This is a genomic window from Brevundimonas sp. NPDC046655 (genome assembly GCF_044901625.1).
Taxonomy (GTDB): domain Bacteria; phylum Pseudomonadota; class Alphaproteobacteria; order Caulobacterales; family Caulobacteraceae; genus Brevundimonas.
The window spans coordinates 113,434-125,144 of the sequence record NZ_JBJDPV010000004.1 but is presented as its reverse complement, the minus strand read 5'-3'; the positions used below and the strand labels follow the sequence as shown (position 1 = coordinate 125,144).

The following is an 11,711-nucleotide window of genomic DNA, read 5'->3' as shown; positions in this document are numbered from 1 at the left end:
GCCATGGACTTGAGGGGAAGCTGCAGTTTGTTGGACGTTTCGACCAGCGCTCCGCAAGCGGGGTCAGGTCGCCAGCGCCTGGCTCAACTGCTCGATCCTCTGGCGGAGGTCCGGCACGGCGATGGTCTCCCACAGGGCGGCGCGGGCGGGAGGGCCAAGGACGTAGAGGTCGGGGTCGACTGTCCCGTCGGCGTGCAGGATGCGGCCCGTCTCGTCCAGGTCGAGGCCCAGTTTCAGCGGGTCCAGTCGGGCGCGTCCTTCGGCGATCAGGGCGGCGGTCAGGGGCGTCGTGGCCGCGCTATGGCCGGGGCCGGTGCAGTCGATCAGCCATTGGGCCGTTAAGGTCTGAACCGCGCCGCCGGGAGCGTTGACGGTCAGGGTTGCGGCGTCGCCGGAGACTTCGGTGGCGCGGACGCGGCCGGCGCGGACGCTCAACCGGCCCTCTGCAATCAGGGCGTCCAGCGCCGCGGCGATCTCGGGCGCGATGCGGTGGCGATGAACATCCCACCAGGGCCGCAGATGGCGCAGGAATCGGGCGCGTTCGGCCGTCGTCGCGGCGCGCCACAGATCGGCGGTGATCGGACGATAACCCTCCATGACCCGGCGCCAGCCGTGTTCGCGCGCCAGCCGCCGGGCCGAAGCCAGCCTTTGCGACAGGGCCCCGGCCAGGGCCTGGGGCGGCAGGACGACCGGGGCGTCGTGATGCGCGCCGTGGGCGCGGGGCAGAAGACCGCGACGCGATACCGCTGTCGCCCGGCCGCGCCAGCCCTGGGCCTGCAGCGCCAGAACCACGTCGACCATGGTCAGGCCAGAGCCGAGGATCAGGACGGCGTCTTCGGGCTGGATGCGGTCCAGAACGCCCGGCGCCCAGGGATTGGACAGGATGCGCGGGCTGGACGCCGTCGGCGTATTGCGCGGGGCGGGATTGCCGGTGGCCAGCGCGATCGCCCTGCCGTCGATGTGGCGCCCGTCCGACAGGCCGACAGCCTTGCCCTTAACGGCGACCGCCTGCCCCGTTACGCGCCGGATCAGGCCGGGGTGCGAGGCCGCGACCGCGTCCAGCCGGTCGCGAACGTAAAGGCCGTAGAGCCGGCGCGGCGGAAAGCCGTTCGGATCGGCGTGGTCGGGCTGGCTTGCCCTCAGCCAGTCGACGAAGTCGCCCGGTTGATCGGCCAGGGCGCTCATCCTTTCGGCGCGCACGTTCAGGCGATGGACGTCCAGCGTCGCCGAATAGGCCACGCCGGGGCCGAAAGCCTCGCCGCGCTCGATCAGGACCGAGGCCTGGCCGCGCTCGGCCAGCCGGGCGGCCAGCATGGTGCCCGAAAAACCGCCGCCGACGATGACCACGGGCAGGGAGGAGGCGGCGTCGTTCATCGGATCACCACGCCAGAGCCGTCACGCCGCGTCAAAGGGATTCAGATTTCCTGATTGAAGGCGCCGATCTCCGGGTGGGCGGCCAGACGCGGTTTGACCTCTTTCCTGAACAGGTCGCGCATGTCGTCGGCCGAGCGCATGCTCTCGACCACCACCACCAGTTCCGGCTTGTTGCTGGAGGCGCGGACCAGGACCCAGGAGCCGTCCTCGAGGTGAACGCGCACGCCATTGACGGTGATGGCCTCGACGATCCTGCGGCCGAGGATTTCGCCGCCGGAGGCAGCGAGGTCCTCGTACTCCTTCACGATCTTGGCCAGGATGTCGTACTTCAGCTCGTCGTCGCAGTGGGGCGACATGGTCAGCGAAGTCCAGGCGTCGGGCAAGGCCGACTTCAGTTCCGACAGCGACTTGCCGGGGTTGCGGTCCAGCATGGCCAGGACGGCGCCGGCGGCGACCAGGCCGTCGTCATAGCCGTGCCCGAGGTCGCCCGACAGGAAGAAGTGGCCCGACTTCTCGAACCCGGCCAGGGCGCCCAGTTCGGCGGTCTTGCGCTTGATGTAGGAGTGACCGGTCTTCCAATACACGGTCTCGGCGCCATTGGCCTTGAGCACTTCGTCGGTCTTGTAGAGGCCGGTCGACTTCACATCGACGACGAAGGTCGCGTTCGGATGGATGGCCGACAGGTCGCGGGCCAACATCAGGCCGATCTTGTCGGCGAAGATCTCCTCGCCGGTGTCGTCCACCACGCCGCAGCGGTCGCCGTCGCCGTCGAAGCCCAGGGCCAGGTCGGCGCCCGTCTCCTTCACCTTCTCGGCCATGGCGACCAGCATGACGTGGTCTTCCGGGTTCGGATTGTACTTGGGGAAGGTCCAGTCGAGGTGGGTGTCCATCTCGATCACTTCACAGCCCATCAGGCGCAGGGCTTCGGGGGCGAAGGCGCCGGCGGTGCCGTTGCCGCAGGCGGCGACGACCTTCAGCGGGCGGGTCAGCTTCACCTTGGAGGCCACGTCCTTGATATATTGCTCGCGGAAGCCCTCGACGCGCTCGACGCGGCTGCCGGGGCGGGCGACGCCCTCGCCGTTCAGGACGATTTCCTTGAGCCGGGTCATCTCGTCGGGGCCGAAGGTGAGCGGCGCCTGGGCGCCCATCTTCACGCCCGTCCAGCCGTTTTCGTTGTGGCTGGCCGTGACCATGGCCACGCAGGGGCAGTCCAGGGCGAACTGGGCGTAATAGGCCATGGGCGACAGGGCCAGGCCGATGTCGACCACCTCCATGCCGCCTTCCAGCAGACCGAGGATCAGGGCCTGCTTCACCGACAGGGAATAGGAGCGGAAGTCGTGGCCGACGGCGATGCGCGGACGCACGCCGATCTCATGGGCATAGGTGGCCAGGCCGAGACCCAGGGCCTGAATGCCCAGAAGGTTGATCTCCTTTTCCAGAATCCAGCGCGCGTCGTACTCGCGGAAGCCCGTCGGCTTGACCAGCGGAAGGGTTTCGTACGCCGCCGTATTGGGGCGGATGTCCTGGCGCGGTTTCAACATGGGTCTTCCTGAGGGTCGGCGAATGGGCGGGGCGTGATCCGCCCGCAACCCTAGCGTCGCGGTATAGCGGTCGTCCCCCGAGAGGCCAACAACGCGCGTCGGCGGTTCCGGCTGCATCCTGTCCCGCATCGTGAAACCTTGACCGCCCCCGCATCCACGGCCTACGCGAAGGGGAAGTTTTGGAGACGCCCATGCCCCGCCTGATCCTGCTCCGCCACGGCCAGAGCCAGTGGAACCTGGAAAACCGCTTCACCGGCTGGGTGGACGTCGATCTGACCGCCGAAGGCGAAGCCCAGGCGCGGCGCGGCGGCGAGTTGATCGCCGAGGCCGGCTTCAAGCCCGCCGTCATGTTCACCTCGGTCCTGACGCGCGCCAAACGCACCGGCGCCCTGGCGCTGGATTCGGCCGGACTGAAGGACGTGCCGGTCGTCGAGGACTGGCGCCTGAACGAGCGCCACTATGGCGGGTTGACCGGTCTGGACAAGGCCGAGACGGCGGCCAAGCACGGCGAGGATCAGGTCAAGATTTGGCGCCGCAGCTATGACGTGCCGCCGCCGCCGCTGGCGCCGGGCGGCGAGTTCGATTTCGACGCCGACCCCCGCTACGCGGGCAAGCCCATCCCCGACACCGAGAGCCTGAAGACCACCCTGGACCGGGTCCAGCCCTATTGGGACGCCGAGATCGCCCCGCGCCTGAAGGCGGGCGAGGACGTGTTGATCGCCGCCCACGGCAACTCGCTGCGGGCCATCGTCAAGCTGCTGTTCGCCGTGCCGGACGACCAGATCGTCGGCGTGGAAATCCCCACCGGCAATCCGCTGGAGATCGACCTGAACGCCGACCTGAAGCCGGTCGCCGCCCGCTATCTGGACCAGGGCCGGGCGCAAGCCCTGCCGCCCATTGCGAGCGTGGGCGCGTGAGCACGTCTTCAAAGGACGACGCCGTCCACATGCGCCGCGCCATTGATCTGGCGCTGGCGCGGATGGGCGAGACCTGGCCCAACCCGGCGGTCGGCTGCGTCCTGGTCAAGGACGGGGTCGTGCTGGCCGAGGCCGCCACGGCGCCGGGCGGACGTCCCCACGCCGAGGAACAGGCCGTGCCCGCCGCCGGCGAGGCCGTGAAGGGCGCGACCGCCTATGTCACGCTGGAGCCCTGCGGCGCGCGCTCGTCCGGCCGCAAGTCCTGCGCCCACTTCCTGGCCGAGGCCGGGGTCGAGCGGGTGGTCATCGCCGCGCTTGATCCTTCGCCCTTCGCCTCGGGCCGGGGCACCGAACGCCTGCGTCAGTCGGGCCTGACGGTCGAGACGGGCCTGCTCGCCGAGGACGCCGCCGTCCTGAGCGAAGGTTTCCTGCATCGGCTGGAGACCGGGCGGCCCATGGTCCGCATCAGCGAGGAGGGCAAGGGCTTCGACGGCCGCTTCGTCGCCGCGCCGCGCGCCGATCTGACGACCGAGCTGAACCGGCTGGGAGAAGCGGGCTACACCCGGCTGTGGACCCATGAGGGCGAACTTGCCGACGCCTTGCGCGAACAGGGTCTGCTGACCGACTAGGCAGACGGAAACGGCTGTTTCCGCAAAGCTTCCTTAATGGCCGTAAGCCATGTTGGCGCCATGAGCGATGTCGCCGATCCTGTCCGCAAGAAACCGACCCAGGCCGAGGTCGACCTGATCTGCGCCAAGCATGACCGCCTGTGGCAGGCCAAGCCCGGCGGCGCGCGCGCGGTCTTCGCCTGGATGGACCTGTCGGGGCTGACGCTGCGCGGACGCAATCTGGCCGACGCCGACTTCGCCGCCGCTCGCCTGCATGGCTGCGATCTGTCCGGGGCAAAGCTGGATAACGCCAACTTCTTCGGCGCGGACATGCAGGACATCAACCTGACCGACGCCAGCCTGCGCCGGGCCGACCTGCGCGGCGCCTGCCTGCGCGGCGCCGACCTGTCGGGCGCCGACCTGTTCGAGGCCGACCTGCGCGAAGGCACCATCGCGGCCGCCGACGGCAAGCTGGGCTTTCGCGTCATCGAGGCCCAGAAGCGCGGCGACACCCAGGCCCAGGGCGCCAGCCTGGTCGGGGCCAACCTGCAGCGCTCGCGCATGACGGGCATGGTGGCCATCGCCGCCGACTTCACCGACGCCGTCATGAAGGACTGCAAGCTGGTCCGGGCCAACCTGAAGCAGGCCAATTTCACCGGCGCCGATCTGGCCGGGGCCGACCTGTCGGGCGCGGACCTGTCGGGCGCTGACCTGACCGACGCCATTTTGGTGGGGGTGAAGGCCGCCATGTGGCGCACCGACGGGGCCAATATGGAAGGGGCCCTGACCGACAATCGCCCGGCCGGCGAGTCCGTCAGCCGGATGCCCGCCGCCGAGATGCTGCGCGACCACGCCCAATGGTGCGAGACGGGCGGGGCCGAGGGCCAGCCCTCGGTCTTCGACGGGGTCGACCTGCGTCCGCTGGAATCCATCCGAGGCCTGAACCTGACGGCCCTGTCGGCCAAGGGCGCGGTCTTCTACGGCCTGGACATGGAGGGGGTGCAGCTTCAGGGCGCACAACTAGAGGGTGCGGACCTGCGCTCGGCCAATCTGCGTCGAGCCGACTTGCGCGGGGCGCGGTTGGGACGGGCCAAGCTGAACGGATCGGACCTGCGCGAAGCACAGTTGGGGCCGTTGATGTTGGGAGCCGACCGGTTGCTGCCGGCGGATCTGTCGGGCGCCATCCTGCGCGGAGCGGATCTGTCGGGGGCTGATCTTCGTCGCGCGGTGCTCAAGGGCGCGGACCTCAGCCGGGCGGTCATGCACGGCGCCCAGACCAAGCAGGCTGATTTCACCGACGCCCAGATCGGTGGCGCACGCGGCCTGGATCCGGCGGACACCAAGGCCTTCGCCGCCTAAGACGCGCCACGCGTTCGTCATCCCGGCCGGAGCCGCCAGGCGGAGAGCCGGGACCACCACACGCTCGACGTCGGCGTCCTGAGCGGTCCCGGATAACGGCTGCGCCGTTCCCGGGATGACGGGACAGGGCGCACGAAAAAGGGGCGACGCGAACGCCGCCCCTTCTCGCTGTTTCAGAAGTGAGCTGCGCTTATGCGGCCTTGTCCGCCTGGCCTTCGATCAGGGCCTTGCCGGTCGCGATCTCGATGCGGCGCGGCTTCAGGGCCTCGGGCAGCTCGCGCTGCAGGTCGATGGTCAGCAGGCCGTTCGACAGGTCGGCGCCCTTGACCACCACATAGTCGGCCAGTTGGAAGCGGCGCTCGAAGTCGCGCTCGGCCAGGCCGCGATGCAGATAGGTCTTCTGGGGCGCCGTATCGTCGTTGGCGGCCTTCTTGCCGGTGACGGTCAGCTGGTTTTCCTTCGCCTCGATGTTCAGTTCATCGGGCGAGAAGCCGGCGACGGCGATCTCGATGCGATAGGCGTTCTCGCCGGTCGTCTCGATATTATAGGGGGGCCAGCCGTTTTCCTGGCTGGAGCGCGCGGCGCTTTCCAGCTGGCGGGCCAGACGGTCGAAGCCGACGGCGGAACGGTACAGCGGCGAGAAATCATAGGTACGCATGGGTCATCCTTCTGACATTCAGCAAGGTTGAACCGCCCGGCGATTTTGCCCCGGACGGCGGAGGGGATTCAGGCCCAACGGTCCGCATTCGGCCCCGCAAGGTCTGGAGAGCCCGGGATCGGCGCTCTCGAATGAAGAGGTAGGCGGCGTTTTCCATCGCGCAAGGGGCGTGCGAAATCGTCGCTTGGCCCAATCCGCGCCTTGCCGAGACCGCGAAGCGCCGTAAGGGTTACGGATTGTTTCTTCCAGGACTGACCGGAGCCCCCCATGCGACCCCTCGTCCTCGCCGCCCTTCTGGCGTCCGCCCTCGCCGCGCCGGCCCTGGCGCAAACCGCTCCGCCCGAGTCTGCGCCTCTGCCGCATCGTCAGGGCCTGTCGATGGAAATGCCGACCATGGGCGAGGACGCCGCCCTTCAGGCAGCCGTCGCCTCGACGACCCGTCCGGAGGCCGACCGCGCCCGCGACAGCCAGCGCCATCCGTTCGAAACCCTGACCTTCTGGGGCCTTCAACCCGGCCTGACCGTGGTCGAGATCGAGCCCGGCCGCGCCGGCTGGTGGCGCAACATTCTGGAGCCCTATGCGGCGGCCACCGGCGGCCGCTACGTCGCTGTCGGCAAGCCCACCGAGAGCATGGGCGTCGAGGACGGAACCGCCGACATGGTGGTGGTGGCGCGCGCCTTCCACAACTGGTCGCGCGACGGTCGCGCCGAGCCATACCTGGCGGCCTTCTTCAAGGCGTTGAAGCCGGGCGGCGTCCTTGCGGTGGAGCAGCACCGCAGCGTCGACGGTCTGAACGTCGCCGACGTCGCCACGACGGGCTATGTGCCCGAGAGCTACGTCATTCATGCGGCCCGCAGCGCCGGGTTCGAGCTGGAAGCCCGCAGCGAACTGAACGCCAACGCCAAGGACGACCGCGATCACCCGTTCGGCGTCTGGACCCTGCCGCCTACGCGGACCTCTGAGCGCAACGGCCGCACCCTGACCGCCGAGGAACGCGCCGGCTTTGACGCGATCGGCGAAAGCGATCGCATGACCTTGCGTTTCCGCAAGCCCGAGGCCGCGAACTGATGCCGTCTGCGGTTTTGACCCCGGCGGAGAAGCGTCTTAAGCCCGAAGTCATGATGATCCTGACCCAGGGAGGCGCGCATGGCTGAGCGTTCGACGCGACGCGCGGTTCTGGCGGGCGCCTGCATGGCCGCCTTCGCCGGCCCGGCCGCCTGCGGCAAGAAGGAAGACAAGGCGACGCCTGAGGCGCCCGCCGCTCCGGCGGGGCCGCCGGAAGGCTCGCTGGAATGGGCGGTCGCCGGTCCCTGGCGGTCCGCTGCGGATAAGGCGCGCGACGCCTCGCGGCATCCGGTCGAGACCCTGCGCTTCTTCGGTCTGCAACCGAAGATGACGGTCATCGATTTTTGGCCAGGCAGCGGCTGGTACATCGAGATCCTGGCCCCCTATCTGAACAAGGGCGGCGGCGCGCTATATCTCGCCGGCTTCGCCGAAGGACCGGCGGCCGACCCCGCACAGGTGGCGCTGAACGCCGCGCTCAAGGCGCGGCTGGAGGCGGACAAGAAGCTTTACGGCGAAGTCCAGTTCAGCGCCTTCGGCGCGGGCACTGGGCCGGTGGCGCCCGCCGGGACTGCCGATCTGGTCCTCTTCATGCGCTACATCCACGCCTGGATGGCGGCGGGCATCGCCGAGAAGGCTTTCGCCGACGCCTTCGCTGCTCTGCGTCCGGGCGGGGTCCTCGGTATCGAGCAACACCGGCTTCAACCCGATGAGGATCAGGACCCGGCGGCGGCCAACGGCTATGTGCAGGAGGCCTTTGTCAAGCAACTGGCCGCCGAGGCCGGCTTCGTCTTCGTCGAGGCGTCCGAGATCAACGCCAATCCCAAGGACACCAAGGATCACCCGTTCGGGGCCGACACCCTGGCGCCCATTCGCCTGACGGCGCCCATGGGCCAGCCGGCCAATCCCGAGTTCGACCGCACCAAATACGACGCGATCGGCGAAAGCGATCGCATGACCTTGAAGTTCAGGAAGCCCGAGTGACCCGCGCCAACGCCTTCGCCGCCCACGCGCCCCTGATGGGGGTTCCCGGCGCCGCCTCGCCCCCCGGCGGAGAGGGCGACTGGTATCGCGGCGCGGGCGGGCTTCGTCTGCGCGCCGCTCTTTGGACGCCGTCGGCCATGCAGGCCAGGACGCCGCGCGGCACGGTGGTCCTCAGTCCCGGCCGCACGGAGCCGATCGAGAAATACTTCGAGGTCATCGGCAACTTTCTGGCGCGCGGCTTCTGCGTCCTGGCCCACGACTGGCGCGGCCAGGGTCTGTCGGCGCGGCTTCTGCCCGACCGGCTGCGCGGCCACGCCCGGGCGGTGGAGGAGTTCCTGGACGATTACGCCCGCCTTCTGGACGCCTATGAGGCGCGCGCGCCCAAGCCCTGGATCATGGTGGGCCATTCCATGGGCGGGGCGCTGAACCTGCTGTCTCTGGAGGACGGTGAGGACCGCTTCGCCGGGGCGGTCCTTTCCAGCCCCATGCTGCGCATCAAGACCGGCAAGCGGTCGATGTGGTCGGTCAAGCTGGCGGTGCGGTGGAACCTGCGCCACGGCAAGGCGGGCGACTATGTGCTGGACGACCCCGACGATCCTTTCGACCACACCTTCGAGAAGGACGGCCTGACTTCGGACCAGGCGCGCTACGACCTGTGGCGTCAGCAGCTCTACGCCTGCCCGCATCTGGCCATCGGCGGCCCCACCTGGGGGTGGCTGGCCTTCGCCCTGGACGCCGGCGAGCGGGCGCTGAAGCCGCGGGCGCTCAAGTCGGTCAAAATTCCGGTCTGCGTGGTTCAGGCATCCGAGGACGACAAGGTCTGGAAGCAGACCAATCGCTGGGCGGCGCGCCGTCTGGGCCGGGGGCGCTATGTCGAGGTGCCGGGCGCCCTGCATGAGGTGATCATGGAGGCGGACCCGCTGCGCGGCGTCTTCCTCGATGAGTTCGACGCCTTGGCCGGCTATGTCGCCCCGGCCGAAGGCGAGGCGGCGACGCCGGCTCCGGCCACAGGATCTACCTAGGGCGCCGTCTGGGCGTTCAGAACGGCCAGGGCCTGAGCGGTCAGGGCGGCGTCGCCCACCGCAAGGATGCGGCCGTCGCCGTCCGGGGCCTGTCCGGTCCAGCTGGTGACCTGGCCGCCCGCCGCCTCGATGACCGGCTTCAGCGCCGACCAGTCCCAGACCTTCAGTTCGGTTTCGGCCACCAGATCGATGCGTCCCGCCGCAAGCATGGCGTAGGCGTAGGCGTCGCAGCCCAGACGGGCCAGCCGGGCCGAGGCGCGCAAGCGCGCCCAGGCTTCGCGGTCGTCGCCGACGAAGATGTCGGGGTCCGTGGTGGCGATCAGGGCGTCGGACAGGGCCGGACAGGCGCGGGTTTTCAACGGGGTCTCGTCGCCGTTACGCAACAGGCGCGCGCCGGACGGCCCGCCCAGGAAGATCTCGTCGAGATAGGGCTGACCTATGGCGCCGATCACCGGCGCGCCTTCGTGGCGCAGGGCGATCAGGGTGGTCCACAAGGGCAGGCCGGCGATGAAGGCGCGGGTGCCGTCGATGGGGTCCAGCACCCAGACGTGCTCGGCGTCCGGACGGTCTTCGCCGTATTCCTCGCCGATGACGCCATGCTCGGGATAGCGGGCGGCGATCAGGCGACGGATGGCCGCCTCGGCGGCGCGGTCGGCCTCGGTGACGGGGTCGAAGGCGCCGGGGCCGGCCTTGTTCTCCTCGGCGTTGTCGCCGCGGAAATAGGGCAGGGCCGTGCGCGCGGCCTCATGCGACAGTTCGACGGCGAAGGCTTCCAGTGCGGTCATGCCGGGCTGATACACCGCCCGCCGCCCAGGGGCGAGGGGGCTTGTCAGGATGACCTCAGGCGGCTTCGTCGCGTGTGAAGGGTTCGACGCCGGTCGTAGCGGGAGGGCGTTCGCTCGCCTCGCCGAGGCCGTCGTAGAAGTAGCTGACCGGGGTCGACAGGGCTTCGGCCAGTTCCCACAGGCGGGCGGCCGAGATGCGGTTGGCGCCGCACTCGTACTTCTGGACCTGCTGGAAACGGACGCCGACCTGAACGGCCAACTGCTGCTGGGTCATGCCCAGAAGGCGACGGCGGCGACGCAGGCGGCGGCCCAGATGAAGATCGATATCGGCGGCCATGACGGCCCCTCCTTCTGACAATCTGTGCTGTACCGGATCGGCACGGCTCAGGCCCGCCGTCGCAAGGCGCGTGCCGAGTTCGCCTGGGACGCGAACGGCGAAGCTTTCGACAGGAGGCAACCTGAGCGGGCGAGACGCATTTACGGTCAAGGCGTCACGCCTTGTCATGGGAGGGACTGAATGAGCGGATTTGGATTCATCGCCTGGATCATCATCGGCATCGTGGCCGGATGGCTGGCGGAAAAGATCATGAAGCGCAGCCACGGCCTGCTGACCAACCTGATCGTCGGGGTCATCGGCGCGTTGATCGGCGGCTTCCTGGCCAACAACCTGTTGGGGATCGACGCCTCGGGCAACTGGATCGTCGGCATCATCGTCGCCACCCTGGGCGCGGTGGTCTTGCTGTTCCTGCTCGGTCTGGTGAAGAAGCGAGCCTGACGGCTGGTCAGGCGGACATGAAGAGGGGCGGCCCGACGGGCCGCCCCTTTGCATTTCGCCCGGTGATCAGGCGGTCGGTTCGTCAGCCGCGGGCGGCTCGACGGGTTCGGTCGGAGGCGTGTCGGGCGTATCGACCGGGGGCGTGGCCGCGGCCGGGGCTTCGCCGGCGATCGGGCTTGCGGCCTGGAAGTCCGACAGGCTGGCGTTGACGACGATGGCGTCGCCATCCTGACGGATGCCGGCCACCGGCACGGGGCGGACCGAGCCGTCAGCGCCACGCACGGTCAGTTCCTGGCCGGAGGCGCCGTTCTGGGCGCCGACCAGTCGGCCGAGTTCCGATCCGTCTGCGCTTTTGACCACAGTTCCGGGCGTCAGGGTCAGGCTTTGGGGTTGAGCCGCGGCCGCCTCAGCGGTAGCCGGTTCGGGCGTCTGCGGCGTCGTGGCGTCCTGGGCGAGCACAGGGGCGGCGATGAGGAAGGCGCCGGCGATGCCGGTCAGCAGGGCGGTTTTGCGGATCATGAGGTCACTCCGGTTGGGCGAGTCTGGCGCTCGCGAAAAGGTGAACTCGCTGCGTTTCGGATTGTTTCAGACGCCTAGAAATGACCTTTTCAGCGCCGCAAACGGCC

Annotated in this window: 12 protein-coding genes and 1 pseudogene; 7 read left to right on the top strand and 6 right to left on the bottom strand. The window is 69.2% G+C overall.

Annotation, left to right across the window (positions count from 1 at the left end; translation table 11 throughout):
* Positions 1 to 63 precede the first annotated feature (63 nt).
* The gene (locus ACI2KI_RS12310) at positions 64 to 1,374 is read right to left on the bottom strand and encodes an FAD/NAD(P)-binding protein (RefSeq protein ID WP_404620452.1); all 1,311 of its coding nucleotides are present in this window, start codon (positions 1,372 to 1,374) and stop codon (positions 64 to 66) included.
* A 41-nt stretch (positions 1,375 to 1,415) separates the two neighbouring features.
* Entirely contained in the window at positions 1,416 to 2,915 is a 1,500-nt protein-coding gene (locus ACI2KI_RS12305; protein ID WP_404620450.1) for a phosphomannomutase/phosphoglucomutase, read from the bottom strand.
* Positions 2,916 to 3,106: 191 nt separating this feature from the next.
* Between ACI2KI_RS12305 and gpmA the strand changes: the two genes are divergently transcribed.
* From gpmA to ACI2KI_RS12290, 3 genes are read left to right on the top strand one after another with little or no spacing between them, the layout of a single operon-like run.
* Positions 3,107 to 3,832 (top strand): 2,3-diphosphoglycerate-dependent phosphoglycerate mutase, encoded by a 726-nt coding sequence (gpmA, locus tag ACI2KI_RS12300; protein ID WP_404620448.1) that lies wholly within the window; start codon positions 3,107 to 3,109, stop codon positions 3,830 to 3,832.
* The gene (locus tag ACI2KI_RS12295) at positions 3,829 to 4,461 is read left to right on the top strand and encodes a bifunctional diaminohydroxyphosphoribosylaminopyrimidine deaminase/5-amino-6-(5-phosphoribosylamino)uracil reductase RibD (protein WP_404620446.1); all 633 of its coding nucleotides are present in this window, start codon (positions 3,829 to 3,831) and stop codon (positions 4,459 to 4,461) included. The genes gpmA and ACI2KI_RS12295 overlap by 4 nt, the downstream gene beginning before the upstream one ends.
* A gap of 60 nt (positions 4,462 to 4,521) precedes the next feature.
* Positions 4,522 to 5,799, top strand: a complete 1,278-nt coding sequence (locus ACI2KI_RS12290) for a pentapeptide repeat-containing protein (protein ID WP_292085059.1) — start codon at positions 4,522 to 4,524, stop codon at positions 5,797 to 5,799.
* A 190-nt stretch (positions 5,800 to 5,989) separates the two neighbouring features.
* Here the strand turns inward: ACI2KI_RS12290 and ACI2KI_RS12285 are convergent, their stop codons facing one another.
* Positions 5,990 to 6,457, bottom strand: a complete 468-nt coding sequence (locus tag ACI2KI_RS12285) for an Hsp20 family protein (protein ID WP_404620443.1) — start codon at positions 6,455 to 6,457, stop codon at positions 5,990 to 5,992.
* A 267-nt stretch (positions 6,458 to 6,724) separates the two neighbouring features.
* Here ACI2KI_RS12285 and ACI2KI_RS12280 point away from each other — a divergent pair, with 267 nt between their 5' ends.
* From ACI2KI_RS12280 to ACI2KI_RS12270, 3 genes are all read left to right on the top strand, one after another.
* Positions 6,725 to 7,525 (top strand): class I SAM-dependent methyltransferase, encoded by an 801-nt coding sequence (locus tag ACI2KI_RS12280; RefSeq protein ID WP_404620441.1) that lies wholly within the window; start codon positions 6,725 to 6,727, stop codon positions 7,523 to 7,525.
* A 78-nt stretch (positions 7,526 to 7,603) separates the two neighbouring features.
* Positions 7,604 to 8,503, top strand: a complete 900-nt coding sequence (locus ACI2KI_RS12275) for a class I SAM-dependent methyltransferase (protein WP_404620439.1) — start codon at positions 7,604 to 7,606, stop codon at positions 8,501 to 8,503.
* Positions 8,500 to 9,525: an alpha/beta hydrolase gene (locus ACI2KI_RS12270; RefSeq protein WP_313471876.1), complete on the top strand. Its 1,026-nt coding sequence runs from the start codon at positions 8,500 to 8,502 to the stop codon at positions 9,523 to 9,525. Before ACI2KI_RS12275 ends, ACI2KI_RS12270 begins: the two co-directional genes overlap by 4 nt.
* Here the strand turns inward: ACI2KI_RS12270 and hisN are convergent.
* Both hisN and ACI2KI_RS12260 read right to left on the bottom strand, forming a co-directional pair.
* Positions 9,522 to 10,310, bottom strand: a complete 789-nt coding sequence (gene hisN / locus ACI2KI_RS12265) for a histidinol-phosphatase (protein ID WP_404620437.1) — start codon at positions 10,308 to 10,310, stop codon at positions 9,522 to 9,524. The two genes, ACI2KI_RS12270 and hisN, sit on opposite strands and share 4 nt — an antisense overlap.
* Before the next feature lie 64 nt (positions 10,311 to 10,374).
* A pseudogene (locus ACI2KI_RS12260) lies at positions 10,375 to 10,647 on the bottom strand (helix-turn-helix domain-containing protein); the annotation flags it as partial.
* A 180-nt stretch (positions 10,648 to 10,827) separates the two neighbouring features.
* Between ACI2KI_RS12260 and ACI2KI_RS12255 the strand changes: the two are divergent.
* Entirely contained in the window at positions 10,828 to 11,085 is a 258-nt protein-coding gene (locus ACI2KI_RS12255; RefSeq protein ID WP_292085068.1) for a GlsB/YeaQ/YmgE family stress response membrane protein, read from the top strand.
* 66 nt (positions 11,086 to 11,151) lie between these two features.
* On the opposite strand, the gene ACI2KI_RS12250 is transcribed toward ACI2KI_RS12255, so the two are convergent.
* Complete coding sequence (locus ACI2KI_RS12250; RefSeq protein ID WP_404620435.1) at positions 11,152 to 11,604, bottom strand: superoxide dismutase; 453 nt, start codon at positions 11,602 to 11,604, stop codon at positions 11,152 to 11,154.
* Positions 11,605 to 11,711: the final 107 nt, after the last annotated feature.